General features: G+C 69.1%; 25 protein-coding genes. 9 read left to right on the forward strand and 16 right to left on the reverse strand.

All coding sequences use genetic code 11. From position 1 onward, the window contains the following. Positions 1-155: 155 nt before the first annotated feature. Positions 156-686, reverse strand: a complete 531-nt coding sequence (locus ASF82_RS14525; RefSeq protein WP_235491302.1) for a recombinase family protein — start codon at positions 684-686, stop codon at positions 156-158. A gap of 257 nt (positions 687-943) precedes the next feature. Here ASF82_RS14525 and ASF82_RS15385 point away from each other — a divergent pair, with 257 nt between their 5' ends. Beyond that, positions 944-1,984: a DUF3644 domain-containing protein gene (locus tag ASF82_RS15385; RefSeq protein WP_235491303.1), complete on the forward strand. Its 1,041-nt coding sequence runs from the start codon at positions 944-946 to the stop codon at positions 1,982-1,984. Positions 1,985-2,104: 120 nt separating this feature from the next. Here the strand turns inward: ASF82_RS15385 and ASF82_RS14530 are convergent, their stop codons facing one another. From ASF82_RS14530 to ASF82_RS15695, 10 genes are all read right to left on the reverse strand, one after another. Continuing rightward, positions 2,105-2,497 carry a hypothetical protein gene (locus tag ASF82_RS14530; RefSeq protein WP_056058502.1) on the reverse strand — a complete coding sequence of 131 codons (393 nt, stop codon included), beginning with the start codon at positions 2,495-2,497 and terminating at the stop codon, positions 2,105-2,107. Between the two features lies 1 nt (position 2,498). Then, complete coding sequence (locus ASF82_RS15680; protein WP_156370183.1) at positions 2,499-2,897, reverse strand: hypothetical protein; 399 nt, start codon at positions 2,895-2,897, stop codon at positions 2,499-2,501. Then, positions 2,894-3,082: a hypothetical protein gene (locus ASF82_RS14535; protein WP_056058505.1), complete on the reverse strand. Its 189-nt coding sequence runs from the start codon at positions 3,080-3,082 to the stop codon at positions 2,894-2,896. Before ASF82_RS14535 ends, ASF82_RS15680 begins: the two co-directional genes overlap by 4 nt. A gap of 644 nt (positions 3,083-3,726) precedes the next feature. Further along, on the reverse strand, positions 3,727-4,257 hold the full coding sequence (locus ASF82_RS15685) for a hypothetical protein (protein WP_156370185.1): 531 nt from the start codon (positions 4,255-4,257) through the stop codon (positions 3,727-3,729). 390 nt (positions 4,258-4,647) lie between these two features. Next, entirely contained in the window at positions 4,648-7,851 is a 3,204-nt protein-coding gene (locus ASF82_RS14540) for an N-6 DNA methylase (RefSeq protein ID WP_162240280.1), read from the reverse strand. A gap of 213 nt (positions 7,852-8,064) precedes the next feature. Continuing rightward, positions 8,065-8,370 carry a helix-turn-helix domain-containing protein gene (locus ASF82_RS16385; RefSeq protein ID WP_082514676.1) on the reverse strand — a complete coding sequence of 102 codons (306 nt, stop codon included), beginning with the start codon at positions 8,368-8,370 and terminating at the stop codon, positions 8,065-8,067. 253 nt (positions 8,371-8,623) lie between these two features. Next, a complete protein-coding gene (locus tag ASF82_RS14550; protein ID WP_056058514.1) occupies positions 8,624-9,802 on the reverse strand; it encodes an NAD(P)-binding domain-containing protein in 1,179 nt (392 codons plus the stop codon). 203 nt (positions 9,803-10,005) lie between these two features. Further along, the gene (locus tag ASF82_RS14555; protein WP_056058516.1) at positions 10,006-10,461 is read right to left on the reverse strand and encodes a MarR family winged helix-turn-helix transcriptional regulator; all 456 of its coding nucleotides are present in this window, start codon (positions 10,459-10,461) and stop codon (positions 10,006-10,008) included. A gap of 277 nt (positions 10,462-10,738) precedes the next feature. Further along, positions 10,739-10,900, reverse strand: a complete 162-nt coding sequence (locus ASF82_RS15690; RefSeq protein ID WP_156370187.1) for a hypothetical protein — start codon at positions 10,898-10,900, stop codon at positions 10,739-10,741. A 94-nt stretch (positions 10,901-10,994) separates the two neighbouring features. After that, entirely contained in the window at positions 10,995-11,138 is a 144-nt protein-coding gene (locus ASF82_RS15695) for a hypothetical protein (protein ID WP_156370189.1), read from the reverse strand. Positions 11,139-11,438: 300 nt separating this feature from the next. On the opposite strand from ASF82_RS15695, the gene ASF82_RS14560 reads away from it, so the two are divergent. Continuing rightward, the gene (locus ASF82_RS14560; protein WP_056058519.1) at positions 11,439-11,771 is read left to right on the forward strand and encodes a hypothetical protein; all 333 of its coding nucleotides are present in this window, start codon (positions 11,439-11,441) and stop codon (positions 11,769-11,771) included. A 14-nt stretch (positions 11,772-11,785) separates the two neighbouring features. After that, positions 11,786-12,121 (forward strand): hypothetical protein, encoded by a 336-nt coding sequence (locus ASF82_RS14565; protein ID WP_056058522.1) that lies wholly within the window; start codon positions 11,786-11,788, stop codon positions 12,119-12,121. Here the strand turns inward: ASF82_RS14565 and ASF82_RS14570 are convergent. From ASF82_RS14570 to ASF82_RS14590, 5 genes are all read right to left on the reverse strand, one after another. Next, on the reverse strand, positions 12,111-12,824 hold the full coding sequence (locus ASF82_RS14570; protein ID WP_082514678.1) for a GAF and ANTAR domain-containing protein: 714 nt from the start codon (positions 12,822-12,824) through the stop codon (positions 12,111-12,113). The two genes, ASF82_RS14565 and ASF82_RS14570, sit on opposite strands and share 11 nt — an antisense overlap. A 47-nt stretch (positions 12,825-12,871) precedes the next feature. Continuing rightward, positions 12,872-13,657 carry a hypothetical protein gene (locus tag ASF82_RS14575; RefSeq protein ID WP_056058528.1) on the reverse strand — a complete coding sequence of 262 codons (786 nt, stop codon included), beginning with the start codon at positions 13,655-13,657 and terminating at the stop codon, positions 12,872-12,874. Positions 13,658-14,096: 439 nt separating this feature from the next. Further along, positions 14,097-14,369, reverse strand: coding sequence for a hypothetical protein (locus ASF82_RS14580; RefSeq protein WP_056058532.1), 273 nt, complete (start codon positions 14,367-14,369; stop codon positions 14,097-14,099). Positions 14,370-14,531: 162 nt separating this feature from the next. After that, the gene (gene ald / locus ASF82_RS14585; RefSeq protein ID WP_056058535.1) at positions 14,532-15,626 is read right to left on the reverse strand and encodes an alanine dehydrogenase; all 1,095 of its coding nucleotides are present in this window, start codon (positions 15,624-15,626) and stop codon (positions 14,532-14,534) included. Positions 15,627-15,711: 85 nt separating this feature from the next. Beyond that, entirely contained in the window at positions 15,712-15,999 is a 288-nt protein-coding gene (locus ASF82_RS14590; RefSeq protein ID WP_056058539.1) for a hypothetical protein, read from the reverse strand. Between the two features lie 141 nt (positions 16,000-16,140). Here ASF82_RS14590 and ASF82_RS14595 point away from each other — a divergent pair, with 141 nt between their 5' ends. The 6 genes from ASF82_RS14595 to ASF82_RS14620 all read left to right on the forward strand — a co-directional run bounded on the left by ASF82_RS14595 (position 16,141) and on the right by ASF82_RS14620 (position 22,337). Continuing rightward, complete coding sequence (locus ASF82_RS14595) at positions 16,141-16,656, forward strand: ANTAR domain-containing protein (RefSeq protein WP_156370191.1); 516 nt, start codon at positions 16,141-16,143, stop codon at positions 16,654-16,656. Next, positions 16,653-17,366 (forward strand): GAF and ANTAR domain-containing protein, encoded by a 714-nt coding sequence (locus ASF82_RS14600; RefSeq protein ID WP_056058544.1) that lies wholly within the window; start codon positions 16,653-16,655, stop codon positions 17,364-17,366. Before ASF82_RS14595 ends, ASF82_RS14600 begins: the two co-directional genes overlap by 4 nt. Positions 17,367-17,425: 59 nt before the next feature. Then, positions 17,426-18,796 carry a GNAT family N-acetyltransferase gene (locus tag ASF82_RS14605; protein ID WP_056058547.1) on the forward strand — a complete coding sequence of 457 codons (1,371 nt, stop codon included), beginning with the start codon at positions 17,426-17,428 and terminating at the stop codon, positions 18,794-18,796. 102 nt (positions 18,797-18,898) lie between these two features. Further along, positions 18,899-20,122, forward strand: coding sequence for an acyl-CoA dehydrogenase (locus ASF82_RS16260; protein ID WP_235491304.1), 1,224 nt, complete (start codon positions 18,899-18,901; stop codon positions 20,120-20,122). Beyond that, complete coding sequence (locus ASF82_RS16265; RefSeq protein ID WP_056058551.1) at positions 20,116-21,519, forward strand: bifunctional PIG-L family deacetylase/class I SAM-dependent methyltransferase; 1,404 nt, start codon at positions 20,116-20,118, stop codon at positions 21,517-21,519. The genes ASF82_RS16260 and ASF82_RS16265 overlap by 7 nt, the downstream gene beginning before the upstream one ends. After that, on the forward strand, positions 21,516-22,337 hold the full coding sequence (locus ASF82_RS14620; RefSeq protein ID WP_235491305.1) for a glycosyltransferase family 2 protein: 822 nt from the start codon (positions 21,516-21,518) through the stop codon (positions 22,335-22,337). The genes ASF82_RS16265 and ASF82_RS14620 overlap by 4 nt, the downstream gene beginning before the upstream one ends. Positions 22,338-22,681: the final 344 nt, after the last annotated feature.

The raw sequence follows: 22,681 nt of genomic DNA on the forward strand, positions 1-22,681 counted from the left end.
TTTGACGCGGCTTCGTACGCGAGTTTCGGTGCTCGGAGCTGAAATGACCCCACAACTGGGGGCAGAGGGGCCGGACCGGACGGGGCGTCACCGCCTTGTGGACTCGCTGGGCGCCCCCACGGCGGTGACTAATGAATGAGGTTGGCTCTAGGCCGTCAACGCAGAGACTCGAAGGCGCGGTAGACGGTGGCCCGGCTCACTTTGAGCGTCACGGCAATCTCGGAGGGCGTGAAGCCAGCCTCGCGAAGGCTCCAGGCCTGCTCGACCTTGGGTCGGTCGAGGGCGCGAGGTCGACCGGTTTGCTTTCCGCGGGCGCGTGCCGCCTCGCGCGCGGCGTCCGCACGCTCCTTGATCAATGCACGCTCGTACTCAGCCATGGCGGCAAAGATGCCGGCCAGCATCTTGCCAACGGGCTGCGAGAAGTCGACTCCCTCGCGCAAGGACCGAAGAAGGATGCCCCGCTCCTGAAGCTCCTCAATTGTGAGGATGACGTGGGTCATGCTCCTACCGAGTCGATCAAGGGCTACGACCGTGATCGTGTCTCCGGCCCGCGCGTAGTCGAGGAGGCCTTGCAGCCCGGCCCGGTTCTTCTTCGCGCCGCTCGTGACGTCCTCGAAGATGCGAGTGATGCCCGCCGCCTTGAGGGCGTCGTGCTGTTGATCCGTTGTCTGCTTGCTCGTGCTCACCCGGACATATCCGAGCTGCTCACCCTGGCTTCTCATGTTGTATTTTACATGAGGTGTTCTCAGAAGTCAACGAAGTCACATGCCTGAGACGCCATCTTTTGAACGCACTTTTGCTACGCAGGGGAGGCGAAAAGCGGTGACTGAGTGCTGACGCAGTCAGATGTCCAAAAGCAAGAAAAAGGACGTGTGCATCCACCCCAGCCCCGCATCACATGTCAGAGTGAGGTGTGGCTCAGAGACCTCGTTGGTGGCACACCTTGCAAGAGGCCCGCCGTCAAGCAACAACAGCTATCGACTTCTACAACCGATCCGGGGACAAGCGCAGCTTTTCGGACTTCGTCATTCACATGCATCTCGCATGGCAAAACCTGCTTCACGCGGAGTTTGAACGTCGCAAGACGAACATCTACTTTCGCGAGGCGAACGGGCACTACAAGCGGGACAAGACCGGTCAGAAGGTGTCTTGGGATCTCACGACATGTCTCAAGAAAGAATTTGCAGATCGCGATCCCACTCGGCTCAATATTGAGTTCTTCGTCGGCCTGCGTAACTCCATTGAGCACCGGTTTCAAGACGCGATCCTGATTGCCACTGCGGCTCAGTCTCACGCCTCTGTCATCAACTTCGAACGAGAACTCATCACTCGTTTCGGAACTGAATACTCGCTCGGTGACGAGCTGCGCTTTCCTGTCTTTGTCCAATCATTGACGCCCGAAGGAATGGATGAGCAGAGGAAGCTGAGAAAGCAACTGCCCCAGGTAACGCGCTCTTACATCACGAGTTTTGAGGCCTCCATTGAGGACACTCTGCGGGAAGATCTCCGTTACGAATACCGAGTCCAGCTCATACCGCTAAAGGGTCCGAAGACCGATGCCGACCTCGCATTCACGTTCGTGAACACGAATGCATTGACTCGAGAACAAGTGCAGGAGCTTGCTGCTGGGGCGAAAACAGGCACCGTGATCGTGGCCGAGAAACAGAAGTCTGTGGGCCTACTTGAGGAGCTGCTGCCGAAGGCCGCCACCGCTGCGATTGCGGAGCGCATTCCCTTCCGCTTCAACCTCCATCACTTCACAAAGCTTCGGCATGCCCACCGCATCGGCCCAGCCGTCGGCGTGAAGCGCGAGTCAGGCGACGGCGTCTTCTGCATATTTAGTAAGCCTCACCAAAATCACCTCTACACCCGCGCTTACGTCGATCGTTGCGTTGGTGAACTCGCAACTCGGGAAAACTGGGTTGCCCTCTTTGGCGTCGAACCAAAGGAAAAGATTGCGGTCGCTCCTGCTCCGGCGACCTAGCGTGAAGGCACGAAGAGGCGTTCTGGTATCGAAGCGAGAAGGTGGTCCGCCTCAGGAAGAGAAATGAAGCGGACCACCTTGACCGTCCCGCAGAGCTCAATCGACTGGACGGCCCTTCCGCTAGCTCGGGACGCCGGAGTCCGAGCCAACAGGAAGTTGAGGGGGCAGCCCTGCAACGAGCAGGGAAGCCAGTTGACTGAGAGGCATGGTCACGTAAGCGTCGGAAACCGAGTGGCCGCGTCGCCGGTGCACCGCGGCGTAGAACGTTGCTCCAGCCTGAGTCGCCTCGTCGCGGGCAGTGTTCATGGCCCCGGACAGGTCCATTGTCCGCTCGTTCCGAACTTCAATGGCCCACGGGCCAAGGCCGAGGAGGTCTCCGTGGTCTTGGCCCTCAATGAACTGCTGCGCCAAGCTTCGATGTATCGGACGCGCAACCGTTTCCGCGAGTCCGCGAAGCTGGAGATACGCGGCCGCCTCCAGGCGGAACATGTAGGAGTTGCCGACGTTGCTCACGCTAGCTGTCCTTCGTGACGGACAAGATACGGCTTGTTGTCAGCGCAGGGCCGAACTTGCTTTCAACCTTCTTCAGAGCAGCTCGTCGCTCAGGCTCGTCGGGCATGGCAAAGGCTGCCGCTCTTGCTGATTCACGAGCTTCCTGCCACTCGAACGAACCTGTGAGGAGACGAGGCTCGTCTGCCGGCCAACTGCCGAGTCTGGCGCTCGACGAAGGAGTCCCGATGCCATCGAGCCAACTGTCGCCGTTTCGGTCCGTCGAGAGTTCTACGATCTCGGAGGTGATTACGAGTTCGTCTCCGTAGGAGAGCACGGTTGAATGGTACTGATCGATGGCAACCGTCTTTGCTGCGAGGAAGTGAACTGTTTCACCCACGAAATTGCTCGGGGTCGACGTCATTTGTGTGCCTCCGGTCTCTTGAGCACGACACGGTCGTAGAGCGCGCGCTGCATGGTTGGGTCGTCGAGGTAGGTGAAGGGATTTGTACCGTTCGACATGGTCAGTTCCTCTCGGGCCAGGTCGTCCACGGGAAGTTCGAGGGTCTGCTCGATGCCTGAGCCGTCAGGCGGGAGCACGTAGATCACGACGCTAGGTAGTACTTGAGTTGCCACTCGTCTCAGCCCTCTCGGTCGATGCCAGGGCCCGAACAGAACCTGACAGGTTGGTCTCACCTCGGAGATCGAGGCGAGTGGCTAGCTCCTGGGCAAAATCGTCGAAACGACCGGAATGCACCATGGTGCCGACCTCTTTGGACAGCGATCGAGCTTCGCGGTGCAATTCCGCAGCCTCGTCGGAGTCGATGCCCAGTCGCCGCATGAGAAGTGACAGGAGATCGGACTCGCGTCTGATGGCCTCGAGAATGAGGCGCGGGTTTGCGGTCGCTTCGGCGTATTCCCGCACTCGCTCTGCCGCCGACACTAGGGACAGGAGCTTGTTCACGAAGCTGGACAGATCGAGGTCAGGCTGAGATCGTCCTAGTTCCGCCACAAGGGCGGGGCGCATGTGGAGCCGAATGTGCCTATTCGCTGCCGAGACCGAATACGGGGAGTCGGCCGACACAACCGATACCGGCTCGCCACTTTGGACACGGCCTTCCCAGTCCGTCCGGTTGGGCGACGTGCACCAGCCGCAGGACCTAGGCACGGGCGCCGCCCAAAGAACTCTCCATGCCTAGACCATCGGCAGGCGGGGTCGCCAACCCTGCGCCTGCCCAAAAAGCAGTGAACTGCTAGTGTCCCGTCGCAATCTCGTAGTCGGTGAGGTTTGACGTACTTCTCGACATGCCAGTCGCGAGACGCTGTCGGTTGTTCTCCGAGGCTCTCTGCTGACCGGCACGCAACCGCTCTGGGTCGTAGAACCCACGAGCGAGTCGCCAGTCCGCCGGCGTCCGACCCGCGTCATCGGCTTGTCCCTGTAGCAGTCGTTCACATTGGCTGATGGACTCTCCAAGTTCCGCTGTCGATCTAGTTTTCAGTTCGCGAATCTCACGAGGCGTAAGGGGGTCGCCTAGCAGGCGTCGTTTCCTCGCGTAGTACACGAGCTGCAGGCCGGTGGCTTGGCCTGGAATTCCCACAAAGTCCTTAAGCTCTCTCTCCTCCACGAGGTCCTTAAGCGCAGCTATTTTCTGTGACGCGATGTCGCTGTCCAGGTCACGGAATCGGCGCAGTTCAATCAGGTTCAGGGGGCGTCCCGACCGCAGCGCCAAGCGCTCGAAGAAAGCGACTTGTTTGCCAGTAGCTCGTCTGCCAGTCGTCATCATGTCGATCCTCTCGTTCGTTCAAGCAGGCGGAGGGCGGCAGCTGAGTGCTCTTCGAGCAGAGTTGTCCCTACCCCGAGTGCAGCGTTGCGGCCACCGTGCAAACCGCCTTGCTTCGGGCCAAGGGCTCCGGCGAATGAGCGCCGAGCAGTTGTCGTCCACTGAGTTAATCGGCAGCCAGACCGGCTAACCCCCCATGAGGCTCGTAACGAATTGGTAACGCTCACGATCCGATGCGGCTTGGCAGTTTCTGCCGTTTTCGGTGAGAGCAGGTCGGCTACTGCGGACGACCGGCCAAGTAAGCGACTCGGTGACTAATTTGAGGAGACATCCGCGATCCCTAGTTGCAACGCATGGTTGCTGCGAGGCCACCGCCCAGACGCGGCGTTCGTCCTAAATGCTCGTTTTGACTAGCTGAATTTGCTCCTCGTCGAGTCCATACGCCTCGAAGACGAGGGCGTCGGCGTGATCTTCCGCGTCGCGAATCTCATTGCTGAGTCGTATCGCCGTGGCCTGATACCCCTCGAATACATCGACAACTTCAGGGCGTCGGCTAAGCGGCAAACTGGACGGCAGGGAGGCCAGGAGTTCCTCTTGGGTCAGGGCCCACCATGATGGGTGCTCCCCCGTCCAGCCGGGGGCCTCTACGGAGATGGAAGCCTGGAAATGGCGCGTTGCCGCAGCCCGCTCGCCTCGCAGCCTGATGTTCGCATCCGCGAGGTCTGCTAGTTCTGCTGACCGGGCTGGGAACAGAAGAGGAATTGACAGCAGCGGTCCCTTGTCAACCTGGTATGCGTCGCCTTGGATCTTGCCTTTGTATCGGAGCCAGAAAGCGATGAGGTCAGAGTTCAGCAGGGCTGTCAGGGCTTTCGCTTCCCACCGCGTGGTCTTGACGACAAAGAAGGTTTGTGACACGTATGCGTCGAAGTCCGTATAAGTGAAGGTTGGACGCGCGGCTTTTCGCAAGGAGATGATTTTTTCTCCCTTGAAGAAGCGCTCATCCCTGGCCCGGTGAAGACCGTAAGGCTTGTTGTCCGATGTGATGACGTCCGCGAATGAATCGAGGTGTGCACGAAGATTTGGTAGACCAGACATGGCGTCGGCGTCCTTGTAGGACGAATCGGTGTATATGACCCATGCATCATGCTTGTCATTGCCGAAGTATCGGCCTAGCTGCTCGGTCGTGTAGAAGGGGCGAACCAGGGCCCGCTCGGCAGCGTTCAAACGAAGATTCGTGTACTCACGATGAGAAAGATTGAATATCCCACTGCCGACAACGGACGCTTCGCCCAGAATTTCTGCGCCTTTTTTGTTGAGGTAATCCTGGTGCACGTCAATGCCGGTGGCGACCTCATCGCTCGCTAGTTGCGTTGTCGCAGTGCCCTTGATGTGATCGAGCAGGTCGTCCACAGTCTTGCGATTGATATTTAGACTGGTTCCGAGAGAGTCTGCCTTTCGAACTGCTCCCTCAAATCGCGTGAATCTCGCATCATCAGCGCCCTGGAGAAAGCGGACGACCTCGGCTGACGTGAGCTTGGAATCATTTACACGAGCGTATGGGAAGGCGTAGGCGTCGTTCACTGTTGCCCGAGTCATGATGTAAATCATGGTCTGAATGCCGGCCTGCGAAAAGACGAAGTAGTTCCCAAAGTCCCAGTACTCAAGAATTTTGGCGTCATTGACGACTCGGTCACGGAACTTTGACGCCCCTGAATTGGTAATCCAGTTGCTCGGGGCTATGAAACCAATGCGTCCAAAATCTTTCTTTACAATCCGCAGCGCGAGATCGCCGAACATGTACCAGATGTCCATTTTACCCTGGTAGACGGGATTGGAATAGAGGCCTTCGAAAGCATCCTTATGCGTGTATTCCTTGATGTAGGGCGGGTTGCCAATAACGACGTCAAAGCCTCCCGAATTCATGACCTCAGGAAACTCAGCGAACCAGTCGAACGCCTTATCGCCGTCGGCTTGAGCCTGTGGCTTTAGGGAGTTGCCCACCCTTACATTGCGGTCCAACCCCTGAAGCTTGTTGCCCTTTGTCGCTGACTTTAGCCACAGGCTCAACTTGGTAATTTCGACGCTTTCCTCGTTGATGTCTACGCCGTAGAGATTCGTGCGAAGAATCTGTCCAGTAAGTTCTACAGCGGAGAAAAGGTCGTTTCCAAGAATGCTGGATACTCGGTTGTGTTCGGCTTGCAGAAGATCGAGCGCGCCAGTGAGAAAGGCCCCGGAGCCAGCAGCTGGATCGACAACAGTCACCGCATTGAGAAGCTCTCTGTATGCCAGATAAGCGTCTTGCTCACGCCGCTGATAAGTGCTGTCGAGGATGTCGGAATGGAGCTGGAACTCTTCGAGGACTCTTTGCTCGGTTTCGCGCAAGAACGCACCCAGCGTGTGGTCGACGATGTGCCTGACTATGTACTCAGGTGTGTAAAAGATGCCGTCGTTCCGTCGGCGTCTCGACTCGAAGGCATGAATGTCGCTGCTGCCGCCAATCTGGGCGCGAATTTCAGCGAGGTCATTGATGCTCTGCTCGAACAAATTTCCAAGAACGTTGACTGACAGGTCGTCGACGAAGTCGTAAACACCCAGCTCTAGCAGCCTGTCGATGGTCGTGTCGTCAATGCTTAGAGCGTCAAGGGCCTCATCCTTTGCAAACAGTCCCCCGTTGTAGCCCACCGGAATGCCTAGGCCCTCGTCGCCTCGATCGATACCCTCGAACAGAGCCTTGAGAATGCTCCACCTCGAGAGACCGGTTCCTTGGGCTCCCGCCTGAATGCGCTTTAGGGTGCCGTCCGGAAGAAGCCCGCCGTCCTCGGCGAAGCATGCGAAGACGACTCGGTCCAAGACCTTCTGGGCCTTTTCGATACCAAGTTCAAGGTCATCCCGAACTGCCTTGTTTCGGTTGTAGAGATTTTTGAGTAGAGCGGTCCTGGCGGCGTCGTAGTCGTCGTAGAACTCCTTGCCGATTTTGGCCTGAGTAATGCGGATGTCGCTTAGATAAGCCTCGGTCTTCGAAACACCGTTGCGGCGGGGAAGGCGATCCGAATGGAGCAGAAGAAAGAAAGTCTTGAACTGCAGGAAGTCGTCTTTTTCGTCGATCAGACTTTCCAGGGTCCAACTTTGGTAGTCCAGCTGGTTGTCGTTGTACAGACGAATCTCGAAGAAGTTGGACACGATGACGAACGTGCATCCGCGGTACTGGGGGCGGTACTTAAATCCTTGCTGCACGGGAGAAAGGTTTGAGTGACCTCGCTGCGGGCGATCCAGGTCTATCGCAGCGCCTTTGAGCTCAATGACGGCAGTCGTCTCCTCAACCCCGTTGGCCGGGTCGAAGTAGCCAAGTCTTGCATCTGGTATTTGCCCGGTGGCTGTCGAGGATTTGGGCTCAAGCGTGAAGGGGTGCGTCGGCTTTTCGACATAGCCGAGAATGGTCTTGAAGAAGTCGTTGTTGTACGACTGTTCGCGGGCCGTCTCGTTGTCGCGTATCAGGCTTCCAGTGCGGTAGTCCCTGAGCCAACTTCTGACTATGTCTAGCTCAGATTGAAAATCTGCCGAAGACCACCCCGCCACAAGGTCCTTCAGTCTGTTCACGCCAAATAGTTCAGCCAATTTTCCCCCAAGATGCTCATGTGCAGCGTATATGCATCGAATCATGTTCGGTAGCACGGGTGCATTTGCAACCAGAGCGTGGCGTTCCGGGGCTTGCCAGTGGGGTGGTGACCTACCGACAGGCCATGGGCGCCCTGCCGCCTGCTGCCCCCTGCCGTCCGACATGCGGGGTCTGACATTCGCCGGGGCGGCCTTTTAGAGGCACTTCTCGTCACCAGCCCGCGTGTTGGACATAATGAACTCTTCGAGTTCCTGAGGGTCGATCCGGATGGACCTTGCGAGGCGGACGGCGGGAAGTTGGCCCGATCTTACGAAGCGTCGGACCTGTGTCAGGGAGATGGCCAGCACTTGGGCAGCCTCGGGCAGGGTGAGCAGGCTGGGCCGGTCATGTGTGGCAGCAATGTGCGTTTCCATCTCCTTACTACCGGTTCGAGGGGTGTCCGCCAAGCTTGATGCTCTCGGTATTCCCTGAGCCGGTGCGTGTGCCATGAGGCGTGCCATTTCTAGGCGCGTTTCCAGACCACTCGAGGTTGCCCCAGGCCACTACGCTTGTGAATTAATGCTGATCAACGCCTACCGGAGCTCTCATTCGAAGAAATGCCGGCCCAGCTTCCCAAGCTGGTAGCGCGGGTTCGATTCCCGTCACTCGCTCTCCTCGCTCGTCCGTCCCCGTGCTCGCCTCCCCGGCGCGAGTGGTCGCGAACTGCTCGTCACGAGCCGGGCAGCAGCAGTTCGCGACCACTCGGCCGCGCCGTCACCGCCGCGCCGCGCCCGTCCCCGCACCCAGCCGCTGCACCAGCGCGATCGCCGCCGCGCGACCCGCCCGGTTGGCGCCGACCGTCGACTGCGACGGCCCGTAGCCGATCAGGTGCACGCGCTCGTCGGCCCGGGCCCGCGTGCCGACGAGCGGCACCCCGCCGAGCGGCCCGCGCAGCCGCAGCGGGTCGAGGTGGTCGAGGTCGGCCCGGAACCCCGTGGCCCAGATGACCGCGTCGACGCTCGTGCTCGACCCGTCGGCCTCGACCACGTGGTGCGGGCCGAGCGCCGTGAACATCGGGCGACGGGTGAGGACTCCCCGGCGCCGCGCCTCCACGGCGTAGCTCGTCCAGCCGAGCCCGGTGTACGAGACGATGCTCGCGGGCGGGCGGCCCTCCGCCGCGTCGGCCGCGACACGGCGCTCGACGTCGACGCCGTCGAGGCTCTGCGTGAAGTCGTGGTCGAGGAAGACGGGCTCGCGTCGCGTGTACCAGAGGGTGGTCGCGACCCGGCTGACCTCCTCGAGCAGCTGCACCGCCGAGATGCCGCCCCCGACGATCGCGACGCGCCGGCCCGCGAAGTCCGAGGCGCGTCCGTAGTCGCGGCTGTGCCGCTGCAGGCCGGCGAACAGCTCACGGCCGGGCACGTCGGGCACGACGGGCGTGTTCCACGTGCCGGTGGCGTTGACGACCGCACGCGTCAGCCAGGTGCCCGCCGACGTCTCGACGAGCAGGTCGCCGCCCGGGTCGTCGTCGACCGCCCGCACCGCCGTCACGCGCACGGGCCGCACGATCGGCAGCCGCTCACGCTCTTCGTACGCGGCGAAGTAGCGCGGCACCGCGTCGCGGCTCGGCTCGTCGGGGTCGACGGGCGGCAGGGGCATGCCCGGCAAGTCGAAGATGCCGTTGACGGTGCCCATGCGTAGCGACTCCCAGCGGTGCTGCCACGCGCCTCCCGGGTGGTCGTCGGCGTCGAGCACGACGAGCGTGCGCTCGTCGTCGTCGGCGGCCTCGGGGTGGGGGTCGGGGTCGGGGTCGTCGAGCGCGGAGCCGAACCCGCGCCGCGCCAGGTGGTGCGCCGCCGAGAGGCCGGCCTGGCCGGCACCGATCGCGACGACGGTCGCGCGTCGGGCCGTCGGCGACCGCCTGCGGACCGGGACCGGCGTCGCGTCGCTCATCCGCGCCTCCTCGTGCCTCGGTGCGGGCATGCCCGTCGACACGTCGACGGTAGCGGAGCCGCGGTACTCGCCACGTCGAGGGGCAGATCGACGCTCCCAAGCCCTCGAATCGGCAACTGGCGAGCCCCGCCTCGTCGAGGTGACCCGATCTGGGGCCCGCGCACCGCGGAGGGTCCGGGACGGGTCGCCTCGACGCCCGAGCGTCAGCGCGGGACGCGCTCCGCCTGCGACGCGATCACGGTGCTCAGCTCGTCGAGGAACGCGCTGATCACCTCGGCCTGCTCCGGGGGCACCTGCATGAGGAACTCCTGCACCGGCGGCACCGTCGTGGTGGTCTCGCAGGCGTCGCGCCCCTCCGGCGTGGTGTGCACGGTCTTGCGGCGACGGTCGCTCGGGTCGGCCTCGCAGAGCACGAGACCGGCGTCCTGCAGCCGGTGCAGCAGGTTCGAGACGGCGGGGGTGGTGAAGCCCAGGGTCGCGGCGAGGGCGCCCGGCGTCATCGGCTGCTCGGTGGCCTCCGCGGCGAGGATGAGCGCGAGGGCGTCCCGCTCCGTCCGCGGCAGGGGCGACGACCCGGCCGTCCGGTCGAGGCGCTGCTCGGTGATCCGGTAGCTCTCGAGGGAGGCGTGCAGGCGGGCTGCCTGGATTCGCTGGGGCATCGCGGGGTCCTCTGGGTGATCAGGCCGTCGGGGTGACGGTGTTCGGTGCGGTGCCCGTCGGGCGTCGCCCTCGCGCTGCCGGCCCTGGTGGAGGCGGTGGTCGAGCGGGGTCATGCGGTGGTCGTCATGCTGTCGTGCGGTCGTCCTGTGCTGCTGTCGTGCGGGTGGTGCCGTGTGCCTCGGGGGAGGCGTCAGTCGAGGTCGTCGTCGTCGATCGACGTGTCGAAGTACGAGACGTGCTCGAGCTCGGGAGCGAGGGCGCGGGCGGAGAAGGGCATCAGGCCGCCTCCATCCTCGCGTGCTCGGGGCGGGCCGAGGGGGCCTCGACGGGGCTGGCGGAGAACGCCTGCACCTCGGCGCCCGAGAGCGACTGGGGGCCGACCAGGCGACCCGAGACGGCGGCGACGAGCGCCTCGTGGGTGAGCGACCGGAGGTCCATCAGGCGGCCTCCGCCCGGAAGAGGTCGGCGAGGTCGAGCGGCTCGGTCGCGGGGAGCGCGAGGTCCGACCAGGTGGCGGCGGCGCCGGCGGCGTTCACGCGGCGACCCCGAGGGCGACGAGCATGCCGGCGACGACGGTGCCGCACGCGGCGACCGCCGAGGTCGCGATGACGAAGAGGGTGGCCTGGCGTTCGGTGGCTCGGATCTCCGTGAACGGAGACTGGCTCGTGATGCTCATGTCGTTCTCGTTCCTGACGGCCCTGCGCCGTCGTCGTTGCGGGTGGCCCGCCGTGAAGTCGGGCCGTACCGCCGTGAACCGGTACGAGGGAGATCGTGACACGATTTAGCTAGGCGGGCTAGTTAGTCCTCCTAGACACTTCGCTTTCCGGACAAGCGCGTCGCGGAGCGCGCCGGGCGGCCAGCTCGGGCGCCCCCGGCGGGCGCGGCCCGGAGCCACCGCCTGACGGCGCCGGCCCCCGAGGAGGACACTGGGGGAGGCGGCAGCCCCGTCCCGCACCCGACGAACGGACCGAGCACCATGGCCATCTCCAACCTGCCCTACGACGACGGCGTCATCGTGCGTGCGGTCGCGGACGTGCCCGCACGCGACCAGTCGGTCTCCGACGTCCGGGTCGACTTCCTCAGCGACGACATCGGGGCGGGCGGCAGCGCCACGGTCACGGCGACCATCACCTGGTCGATCTCGGCGGCCGACGCCGTGTCGATCCTCGACCAGGCGCGCCTGCCGCAGGGCGCCTCCGGCCCCGCCACCGAGAACGGCGCCCACGACCCGCACGCCGACCACGACCAGCACGCCGACCACGCCCCGCACGACCACGCCGTCGACGACGCGGCCGTGCCCGGCGCCTGAGCGGGGGCACGACCGTGGGCCACCTGATCTACGACCGCGGCACCGCCGAGGTGCAGATGGACGACCGTGTGCTGGCGCACCTCCAGATCGTCATGGTCGCCAAGCTGCGCCGCCACGAGAGCTTCGCCTTCTCGTGGAAGGAGCCCGCGGCGTCCGGCGACGGGCGCAGCACCATCTGGGTCTTCCCGACCGTGAGCCTGCGCTTCCGCTTCGCCGGCAGCCGCCCTCCGGCGATCAACCCCGCCTGGCTGAGGGCGCTCGCCGCCTCCGCCGACAGCGGCCCCGGCCTGCACGTGCTGCCCGAGCCGGCCTCGGCCACCGGGGCCTCGGCGCCGGAGGTCAGAGGCTGAGCTCGCGACGCACCACGCCCTCGGCGACCTCGCGGAGGCGCACCCGGTGTCGCCGGGCGTGGTCACGGATCAGCGCGAAGGCCTGGTCCACCCCCGTCTCGTGCTGGTAGGCGAGGAACCCCTTCGCCTGCTCGATCGTGACGCGGGCGTCGAGCGCCCGCTGCAGCTGGTCGGCGAGCTCGTCGCGGGCGTCGGCGTCGCGCTGCTGGAGCACGCTGATCGTCGCCACGTGGGTCATCGCCTGCAGCAGCACCAGCTCGACGTCGCTCAGGCGCCCCGCCTCGCGCAGGAAGACGTTCATGCCGCCGATGGTCCGGTCGCGCACCGTGAGCGGGATGGCGGCGGCGGCGCGCAGGCCCGACGCCTCGGCCGTCTCGACGAAGTCCGGCCAGCGGTCGACGACCCCGTGCACGTCCGGCACCTCGAGCAGGTGGCCGTCCGCGTAGGCGGCGACGCAGGGGCCCGACGCCGTGCCGATCTGCGCCTCCTCGACGTCGACGGAGCGCTCCGAGGTCGACGCGACGACGTGGAGGGAGCCGCCGGCGTCCGCCAGCACGACCGCCGCCTCGGAGGCGCGGGTGTGCGTGACGGTCGCCTGCACGAGCACGTCCATCGTGTCGATGACGTCGTGCCCTCCCCGGAGCGAGTCCGCCAGGTCGACGAACACGCGGGCCAGGTCGATCTCCCTCTGATCAGCGCTCATGCACCGACCCTACGAACGAAGACCGCGGCTCGCTCGCCGATGTCCGGTCACCGAACCGGGAGCTCCTGCAGCTTCGCCACCAGCGCGGTCTTCGTCAGGCGCGAGTACCCCGTGAGCCCCGCCGCGCGGGCGAGGCCGCGCAGGTGCACGAGGGTCTGGGCGTGCAGGTCCTCGCGGGCCTCGCTGCCGTCCTCGCGCGTCACGGTCGTCTCGTCGCTCGGGGGGAGCGGCAGGGCGTAGTCGACGGGAGCGGAGCCGGCGGCGGCGGCGGCGGCCGGAGTCGCGGTGCCGGCGGGCGCACCGGTCGCGTCGGCCGCCGGGCCGGACGTCGGCGTCGACGAGGCGCCCTGTGCCGTGGCCGCCGTGCTGCGCGACGCCTTCGCGGCGGCCTTCTCGGCGCGGCGGGCGGCCTTCGCGGCGGCCTTCTCGGCCGCGGCGACCTCCTCGCGGGCGGCGTCGGCCTTCGCGGCCTTCTTCTCGGCGCGGGCACGGGCCTTCCGGGCGGCGGCGCGGCGCTCTTCGAGCTCGGCGCGCTGGGCATCCGCCTTCTCGGCGCGACGGGTCGCGGCCTTGATCTCGCCCTTGACGACGACGAGCTGCTGCGCGAGGTCGTCGAGGCCCGGCCGCGTGACGGTGGTCAGCGCCGCCGACCGGGCGCGCGCCTCGGCGACGGCGGCCTTCGCGGCGCGCAGGGCCTCGCGAGCGCGGGTCTCGGCCTCGGCGGCCTTCGAGCCGCCCTTCGCGGAGCCCTTCGCGGAGCCCTTCTTCGTGGCCCCCTTGGCGGAGCCCTTCCCTGCGTCGGAGTTCTTCGGGGTCTTGTCGTCCTTGGGCACGGCGGTCCTTCCTCGGGTGGACGGCGCCGCGGGCACGGGCGCCGGGAGATCGCTGCGGCGAGTCTGGCACCGCGACCTGCGACCGGCCTCAGGTCGCACCTACCGCATCCGTCCCCCTCCCGCGATGTGGACAAGTCGAGCGCGAGATCGAGAGTTATCCACAGGGCTAGCCCTCGCCGAAAGTGCTGGTCACAGAGCTATGCGTGAATTACACCGGTGTGATTTCCACACCTTTGTCCCCAGTTGTCCCCAGTTCTCCACGGGGCGGGCGGCGTGTCGGCACAGGTTCTCCACACGTCATCCACACCCTGTCGACAACTCGTGACTCGGGTGCCGACGCCGGGCGGGGGTGGGCGACCCCCGCGAGATGTCGCGTCCTGGGTCGTCACGGACTCCCAGGGCCCAGATCGAGTCACCTCGGTCGAGGGGCGGCCTCGCCTCAGTCGTAGACGCGGCCCAGCACCCACCGGCCCGCGGCGTCGCGCAGCACCTCGAACATGTGGGTCGTGCCGACCCCGTCGGTGGCCTGGAACCGCCACCCGACGAACTGCCGTGGTGGGTGCGTGATGAGCGCGTGCACGAAGGTCGGCTCGTCGAAGAGCTTCGTCGGCATGTCGGAGACGCGGTACCGCACCCCGTCGTGCACGAGCCGGTCGGGCACCTCGTCGACGAACCAGAGCGCGACGTCGGATCGGGTCGTGGAGATGTTCATCAGGGCCGCCTCTCTCGAACACGTGTTCGAACAGGGGTCGAGTGTAGGCAGCCCCTCCGACGCTCCGCAAGCGCTCCGGCGCGTCGCCCGCGGACACCGGCGCGTCGCGCCGAGGCACTCGGGAGCACGCTGCGGCGCGCCCTCCGGCGGGCCCTCCCTCGCCTAGCCCAGCGGCAGCCCGAGCGCCGTCGCGACCCCGGCGTTCGTGACGCGCCCGCCCACGACGTTGAGCCCGAGCGCGAGGGCCGGGTCCGCCTCGGTCGCCGCACGCCAGCCGTGGTCGGCGAGCGCCGCCACGTAGGGCAGCGTCGCCGCCGTGAGCGCCCGCGTCGACGTCTCCGGCACGGCGCCGGGCATGTTGGCGACGCAGTAGTACACGGCGTCGTGCACCGCGAAGGTGGGGTCGTCGTGCGTGGTCGGGCGCGACCCCTCGAAGCAGCCGCCCTGGTCGATCGCGATGTCGACGAGCACCGCACCGGCCTTCATGCCGGCGACCATCTCGTCGGTCACGAGCTTCGGCGCCGCGGCTCCGGGCACGAGCACCGACCCGATCACGAGGTCGGCGTCGCGCACCTGCGCCGCGATCTCCCACGGCGACGAGTGCCGCGTGGCGACGCGCCCGTCGAAGCGCGCCTCGAGGCTCCGGAGGCGCGGCAGCGACAAGTCGACCACGGTCACGTCGGCGCCCAGGCCGACGGCGGCGGCCGCCGCGTGCTCGCCGGCGACGCCCCCGCCGATCACCACGACCTTCGCGCGCGGGGTGCCCGGGACGCCGCCGAGCAGGGTCCCGCGACCGCCGGAGGCGCGCATCAGGTGGTACGCCCCCACCGTGATCGACAGCCGCCCGGCCACCTCGCTCATCGGCTGCAGCAGCGGCAGCGAGCGGTCGGCCAGCTGCACCGTCTCGTAGGCGATCGCGGTCGTGCCCGAGGCGACCAGCGCCTCCGTCAGGGCCCGGTCGGCCGCGAGGTGCAGGTACGTGAAGAGCACCTGGTCGGCACGGAGGCGGGCGTGCTCCTCGGCGACGGGCTCCTTGACCTTGACGAGCAGGTCGGCGGCGTCCCACACGGCCGCGGGGCCGTCGACGACCGTCGCGCCCGCCGCGGCGAAGTCGGCGTCGGAGAGACGCGAGCCGAGGCCCGCCCCCGACTGCACGAGCACCTCGTGGCCCCGGCGCACCAGGGCGTCGACCCCGGCGGGCGTGATCGCCACGCGGGCCTCGTTGTTCTTGATCTCGGTAGGCACGCCGACGCGCATGGGGGCTCCGTCCGTCTCGCGGTCGTGTCGACGTCTCTGTCGGGTGACCGGGTGCCTCCATCGTGGCCCGTCGGCGACGCGGGGGCTACCAGGCGTACTCGTCGAAGTCGATGGCGGCGTCGATGCGCGCCCACTCCGTGGCTTCCTCCGGCTCGTGGGCCGCGTCGACGGGCTCGGTCGGCACCGACTGGAGGCGCACGACGCTCGACGCCGTGACGAGCACCGAGACCAGGCCGTGCGCGACCGTCGAGAAGTCGACGAAGTCCGCTCCCTGTCGAGCGACGGCCGAGATGCGGGCCTTGAGGGCGCCCACGTCGACCGAGGGGTCGAGGTGGTAGAGCTGGCCGTCGATGCTCAGGCTGGTGACGTTCACGGTGACCCCGTCCGGTAGAGCGGCCGAGGCCGCGTGTCCGCCGCTCCCGGGGTCCGGGGGAACGGTCTCTCGTGCTCCGATGGTCGCACGTCACGGGGCCCCGGCGACAGGGTCGGCGGTACGGTTGACTCCGAGACCGGAGTGTGCAGGGAGGGCTGGGACGCCGTCGCCGCCCGCCGACCGGTGCTCGAGCCCGACGTCGCGGGCTCGCCCGTGCGCGTCTGGCCCGCGTTCTCGCGGGCGCTCGCCGACGAGCCGATCGGTGCCCTCTTCGCCTTCCCCCTGCTGCTCGGCCCGCTCGCGCTCGGCGCCATGGACCTCTGGTGCGACCACGCGCACGACCTGAGCGACGAGCACGCCCTCCGCGCCTCCGCCCTGGCCCGCGAGGTCAGCCGCCACCTGCTGCGCGCCGCCGTCCGCGAGATCGCCGACGAGCAGCACGACGACGCCGTGACCGACCGCTTCTCGCGCCGGCACGTCCACCAGGCCACCGGCATGGTGCTCGCCCAGGTCGGCGTCTCGCCCGAGGACGCCGAGCTGCTGCTGCAGGGCCACGCCTTCGCCACCGGGACGTCGATGCGCGAGGTCGCCGACGACGTCCTGGCCGGTCGCCTCAGCTTCGCCACACGCCCCACGGGCATCGAGGAGTCATCATGACGGAATCCACACGGGAGGCCGCTCTCGTCGACGCCTTCACCACCCTGGCCGACTCGCTCGTCGCGGGCTTCGACGTCATCGAGCTGCTGCAGTCGCTCGTCGAGACCTGCCACGACCTGCTCGACGTCTCGGAGGGGGGCATCCTGCTCGCCGACGACTCGGGCGAGCTCGAGGTCGTCGCCTCGACGAGCGAGGCGACCTCGCTCGTCGAGACCATGCAGCTCGACGCGGAGGAGGGGCCCTGCTGGGAGTGCTTCCGCACCGGCAAGGTCGTCTCGGTCACCTCGCTCGACGGGGGCGACGCCCGCTGGCCGCGCTTCGCCCGCGTCGCGCGCGAGCAGGGCTTCCGCTCGGTGCACGCCGTGCCCCTGCGCCTCCGCGAGACCGTGATCGGCACGCTCAACCTGCTGCGGCACGAGCCCGGTGAGCTCAACGAGCGCGACGTGCGCGTGGCGCAGGCGCTCGCCGACGTCGCGACCATCGGCATCGTGCAGGAGAGGACGCTGCGCGAGAGCACCGCCGTCCAGGCCCAGCTGCAGTCGGCGCTGACCACCCGCGTCGTCATCGAGCAGGCGAAGGGCGTGCTCGCCCACACGCACGACGTCAGCACCGACCAGGCCTTCGAGCTGATGCGGTCGCACGCGCGGCGCACCCGCACGCGCCTCGCCGACGTCGCCCGCGGGCTCGTGGAGCGGCGGCTGACGCTCTAGCCGTCGGCTCCTCCCTCCGGCCGACGACAGCGTCGGCGGCGCGCCCTACGCTGGCCGTCGTGGCTCCCTTCGACGACGACTTCGACATCCGTTCCTTCCCCGCCGCGCTCGAGCCGACCCCGGTCGCCGATGCGGGCGACGACGCTGACGGTGCCGCCGGCGACGCCGCGGGCGACGGCGCCGCGCCCGCCGACCCGCGCGCCGACGCCGACTCGACGGCCTGGACGCGGGCGGTCACCCTCGGCTTCCACAACGCTGAGCCCGACGCCGGCACGATCGGCCGCGAGACGCAGCGCGGCGTCGTCGACGGCCGGCTCTACACGGGCGTCTACGCGAAGGAGGCGCGGGAGGGCTCCCTCGCCGCGTCCGGAGTGCCCGTGGGCACCTTCGTCAGCCTCACCCGCTCGATCAACGTCGGCGGCGGGCGCCTCCTCGACGCGCACCTCGTCTCGGGCGTGACCGTGCAGCCGACCTACCGCCGTCGGGGCATCCTCCGCAGGTTGATGACCGACGACCTCGCCGCCGCGAAGGGCGCGGGCCTCGCGGTGGCCGCGCTGACCGCCAGCGAGGGCGTGATCTACCGACGGTTCGGGTTCGGGCCGGCCACCCGCGAACGCAAGGTCGAGGTCGACCGGCGCCGCGCCTCCGGCCTGCTCTCCGAGCCCGCGGGCAGCGTCGACCTGGTCGCCCGCGACGAGGCGTTCGAGGCGACGGCCCGCGAGGTCTTCGCCCGGTTCCACCGCCGCAGCCCGGGGTCGATCGACCGGCACGAGGGCGTCTGGTCGCACCGGCTGCACGGCGGCCGGCCGGGCGGCGTCTCCGACCCCGCGATCCGCGCCGCGGTGCACCGTGACCCCGCGGGCGCGGTCGACGGCTACGTCACCTACAAGCTCGACGAGGGCGCGACGACCGTGCTGATCGTCACCGACCTCGTGGCGGCGAGCGACGACGCGTACCTCGGCCTCTGGCAGCTGCTGCTCGAGGTCGACCTCGTCGACACCGTCCGCTACGAGCAGGCTCCCCAGGCCGACCCGCTGCTGCACGCGCTGGTCGACCCCCGCGCGATGCGCATCACCCACGACGAGGACCACGTCTGGCTGCGCGTGCTCGACCCCGTGGCGGCGCTGCAGGCGAGGCCGTGGTCGGCCGACGGGGTCGTCACGCTCGCGGTCGCCGACGCCCTGGGGCACGCGGCCGGCACCTTCCGGGTCACGAGCGAGGGCGGCTCGGCGACCGTCAAGCGCGCGGGCGTCCGCCGGGCCGACCTCGACCTCGACGTCGCCACGCTGGGCTCGCTCTGGCTCGGCGGCGTCGACCCCGTGACGCTCGCCGGGGCCGGTCTCGTCCGCGAGCGCCGCGCGGGCGCGGTGCAGTCGCTCCGGGCGATGCTCGCGCCCGACCGGCCGCTGCACGGCATCACCTCGTTCTGACGGCGGGCCCGGCCGCTCGGCGGCCGGGAGCGCACACGCCGCCGTGCCCTGTGTGGGGGACAACGCTGGGTGCAGGCCGTGCACGCCCCGTACGGTCGGAGCATGCACTTGTCGCGCGCCGTCCCGCCAGGGTCGACGACCTCCTTCGTCCGTGCTCACCTGCCGGCCTCCGTCGCCGAGGCCCTGGGCCTCGCCGCGAGCCTGACCGGCCCCGGGCGGCGGGGAGGCGCGGTGCCCGCCCCCGGCACCGGCCACACCGCGGACCTCTGGCGCGCGCTGGCCACGCTCGCCGCCCACGACCTCTCCGCGGCGCGGGCCGTCGAGCCGCACCTCGACGCGGTGGCCGTCCTCGAGCAGGCGCGGGAGGCCGGGCAGGTGGCGCCGGCCGTCGCGGGCGCTGCGGGCGCTGCGGGCGCTGCTGGCTCGGGTGGCCGGGCCTCCGCGGCCGGGCCGGTCTGGGGCGTCTTCGCCGCCGAGGGCCCGGGGGTGCGGCTCGACGCCACGCGGGCCCCGACCATCGCTGTCGACCCCGACGACCCCGCCGCCCCCGCTGCCGACGGCGCCGCGACCGCCGCCCCCGAGCGCTGGACGCTCACCGGCGTCAAGCCGTGGTGCTCCCTCGCCGGCCAGCTCGACGCGGCCCTCGTCACCGCCTGGGCGGGCGACGAGCGCCGTCTCTTCGCGGTCGACCTGCACCAGCCCGGCGTCGAGGTCGTCCCGGGCACGTGGCACGCCCGCGGCCTGGTCGACATCCCCTCGGGCCCCGTCCGTTTCGACGACGTCGCGGCGAGCCCGGTCGGCGAGCCCGGCTGGTACCTGCGCCGCCCGGGCTTCGAGTGGGGCGGCATCGGCGTCGCCGCCTGCTGGTACGGCGGAGCGGTCGGCGTCGCCCGCACCCTCCACGCCGCGACCGTCGGCCGCGAGCCCGACCCCTGGCGGCTCCGCGCCCTCGGGGTGGTCGACGAGCGCCTCGGCGACGCGCGGCGTGCGCTCGCCGAGGCCGCCGACCTCGTCGACGCGGGCGAGGCCACCGGTCGCGAGGGGCGCCTCCTCGCCAAGCGGGTGCGGGGAACGGTGGCCCGCGCCGCCGACGACGTGCTCACCGCCGTCGGCCGGGCCCTCGGGCCCGCGCCCCTGGCGCTCGACGCGGCGCACGCCGCCCGCGTCGCCGACCTCGAGCTGTACCTGCGCCAGCACCACGCGGAGAAGGACGAGGCGTCGCTCGGCGGCGCTGTCCGCGAGCGGGCGCTCGACCGCGTGGCCGAGTCCGTCCAGCCCGCCGGCGACGGGGTCGACGCCGCCGGGGAGGGGGTGGACCCGTGGTGAGCTTCGACGCCCGCGAGCCCGGCACCTCCGTCGCGACGTGGGAGGCCGACCCGCGCCTGGCGGCGCTGCCGGCTGCACCGCGCCTCCCCGGCTCCCTGCTCGTGCTCGCGGCCCACGCCGACGACGAGACGCTCGGCGCCGGCTCGCTGATCGCCGCCGCCGCCCGGCGGGGGCAGCCCGTCACGGTCGTCGTCGTGACGGACGGCACCGCCTCGCACCCGGCGTCGGAGACGACGTCGAGCGCCGAGCTCGGCGAGGTCCGGCGCCGCGAGGCGCGCGCGGCCCTCGACGAGCTCGGCCCCGGGGTCCGGCTCGTGATGCTCGGCGTGCCCGACGGGGCCGTGCGTGAGCACCGCGAGGCCGTGCGCGACCGGCTCGTCGACCTCGTCGACGAGCTCGCTCCCTCCGCGGTCGTGTCGACCTGGCGCGGCGACGGGCACCGCGACCACCGCGTGCTCGGCGAGGTGGCGGCCGAGGTCGTCGCCGGAGCGCACCCGGCGCCCGAGCTGCTCGAGTACCCGGTCTGGATGTGGCACTGGGGCTCGCCCGACCACCCCGACGTGCCGTGGGCTCAGCTGGTCCAGCTGACGGTGGACGAGGAGGCGCGGGTCGCGCGCCAGCACGCCCTCGCCCGCTACGTCAGCCAGGTCAGGCCGCTCTCCGCGCGCCCGGGCGACGAGGCGGTGCTGCGGCCGGAGTTCCTCGCCCACTTCGCCGCCGGGCGCGACGTGTTCGTGCGCTCCGTGCCCGCGGACGTCCCCGTCGACGTGCCCGTCGCCGGTGACGCCCCCGCCGACGACGCCTCGCGCTTCGACGGGACGCACGCCGCCCGCGACGACCCGTGGGGCGTCACGACGCGGTGGTACGAGCGGCGCAAGCGCGCCCTGGTGCTCGGGGCCCTGCCCGACGAGCGGTACGGCGCGGTGCTCGAGGTCGGCTGCTCGATCGGCGTCGTGACGAGCGAGCTCGCCGCCCGGGCCGACCGGGTCCTCGCGCTCGACGTCTCGCCGGTGGCCGTGGAGCGTGCCCGCGAGCGGCTCGCCGACCAGCCGCACGTGCGGGTGGAGCGGGCCGACGCCTCCGAGGGGCTGCCCGAGGGGCGCTGGGACCTCGTCGTGCTCGGCGAGGTCGGCTACTACCTCGAGCCCGGTGCGCTGACCGCCCTGCTCGACGGCGTCGCCGCCGCGCTCACGGCGACCGGGACGCTCGTGGCCTGCCACTGGCGGCACGGGGCCGACGACTTCGCCCAGGGAGGCGACGAGGTGCACGCCGTGCTGGCCGCCTGGGCCGAGCGCGCCGGGCTGCGCCGCGTGGTGCAGCACGTCGAGGCCGACTTCCTGCTCGACGTGTTCTCGCTCGACGGCCGGTCCGTCGCCGAGCGGACGGGCCTCCGGTGAGCGCGCCCGCGCCCTGCGCCGTGCCCGCCGACGACGCGCGCGACCGGGCCTCCGTCGCGGAGCCGGCCCGCGACTCCTCGCCGGCCCCGGTCGTCGGGGTCGCCGTCGTCGTGCCGGCGCGCGACGAGCAGGAGCTGATCGAGCGCTGCCTCGCCTCCGTCGCCGAGGCGCGGCGTCACCTGGTCGAGGAGCGCCCGGAGGCGCGGGTCGTCGTCGTCGTCGTGGCCGACGGCTGCACGGACGACACCGTGCGGCTCGCAAGGGCCGTGCCGGGAGTCACCGTGCTCGAGACCAGCGTCCACAACGTCGGGCTCGCGCGGTCGACCGGCGTCGAGTGGGCGCTCGTGGAGCTGCGCCGGGGCGAGGGCCGGGGCGGGCCGGACGACGGGCCCGCGACCACCGCGGACCGCGTGTGGATCGCCAACACGGACGCCGACTCGCAGGTGCCGCCGGCCTGGCTGACGTCGCAGCTCGACGAGGCCGACGCCGGGGCGGACGTCGTGGTCGGCACCGTCCGGCCCGACTTCGCCGACCTCAGCCGGGAGCAGGTCGCCGCCTGGACGGCCCGCCACACGCCCGGGCGGCCGAACGGGCACGTGCACGGGGCGAACCTCGGGGTGCGGGCGTCGCGCTACGCGGAGGCGGGGGGCTTCGGCGACCTCGACCTGCACGAGGACGTGACGCTCGTCGGGCGGCTGCGCGCGGCGGGGGCGACCCTGCTGGCGTCGGAGGCGGGCGAGGTGCTGACCTCGGGGCGTCGCGTCGGCCGCACGCGCGGCGGCTACGCGGGCTACCTCGCGAACGACCTGCTCGCCTGAGCGCCGGCGCCGGCGCCGGCGCCGCGCCGCGCCGCGCATCGAGGTGACCCTTCCTGGGCCCTCCTCCGCACGGAGGCCCCAGGAAGGGTCACCTCGACGTCGTCGCCCGGCGCGGTGCGGCTGGCTCGCTGCTGCGGTGGCCGGCCAGGACGTCGTGGTCGAGAAACGTCGATCCACTCTGGAGTGGAGCAGCGGGGGTTGAGAAGACGTCTCCCCGAAGTCGTCCTCCACTCTGGAGTGGAGGAGCGGGAGTCTGGTCGCTGTTCGCCCCGAGGGCCGTCCTCCACTCTGGAGTGGAGGAGCGGGAGTCTGGTCGCTGTTCGCCCCGAGGGCCGTGCTCCACT

It is taken from the genome of Frigoribacterium sp. Leaf164, from assembly GCF_001423665.1.
In the GTDB taxonomy this organism is placed as follows: domain Bacteria; phylum Actinomycetota; class Actinomycetes; order Actinomycetales; family Microbacteriaceae; genus Frigoribacterium; species Frigoribacterium endophyticum.

Bases quoted from the DNA above. Each gene is read 5' to 3' on its own strand.
- ASF82_RS15685 (WP_156370185.1), bottom strand. From the start codon at position 4,257: ATGATGACGACTGGCAGACGAGCTACTGGCAAACAAGTCGCTTTCTTC.
- ASF82_RS16385 (WP_082514676.1), bottom strand. From the start codon at position 8,370: ATGGCACGCCTCATGGCACACGCACCGGCTCAGGGAATACCGAGAGCA.
- ASF82_RS16260 (WP_235491304.1), top strand. From the start codon at position 18,899: ATGCACTTGTCGCGCGCCGTCCCGCCAGGGTCGACGACCTCCTTCGTC.
- ASF82_RS14550 (WP_056058514.1), bottom strand. From the start codon at position 9,802: ATGAGCGACGCGACGCCGGTCCCGGTCCGCAGGCGGTCGCCGACGGCC.
- ASF82_RS14555 (WP_056058516.1), bottom strand. From the start codon at position 10,461: ATGCCCCAGCGAATCCAGGCAGCCCGCCTGCACGCCTCCCTCGAGAGC.
- ASF82_RS14570 (WP_082514678.1), bottom strand. From the start codon at position 12,824: ATGAGCGCTGATCAGAGGGAGATCGACCTGGCCCGCGTGTTCGTCGAC.
- ASF82_RS15680 (WP_156370183.1), bottom strand. From the start codon at position 2,897: ATGACGTCGACCCCGAGCAATTTCGTGGGTGAAACAGTTCACTTCCTC.
- ASF82_RS14580 (WP_056058532.1), bottom strand. From the start codon at position 14,369: ATGAACATCTCCACGACCCGATCCGACGTCGCGCTCTGGTTCGTCGAC.
- ASF82_RS14560 (WP_056058519.1), top strand. From the start codon at position 11,439: ATGGCCATCTCCAACCTGCCCTACGACGACGGCGTCATCGTGCGTGCG.
- ASF82_RS15695 (WP_156370189.1), bottom strand. From the start codon at position 11,138: ATGAGCATCACGAGCCAGTCTCCGTTCACGGAGATCCGAGCCACCGAA.
- ASF82_RS15690 (WP_156370187.1), bottom strand. From the start codon at position 10,900: ATGGACCTCCGGTCGCTCACCCACGAGGCGCTCGTCGCCGCCGTCTCG.
- ASF82_RS14600 (WP_056058544.1), top strand. From the start codon at position 16,653: ATGACGGAATCCACACGGGAGGCCGCTCTCGTCGACGCCTTCACCACC.
- ald (WP_056058535.1), bottom strand. From the start codon at position 15,626: ATGCGCGTCGGCGTGCCTACCGAGATCAAGAACAACGAGGCCCGCGTG.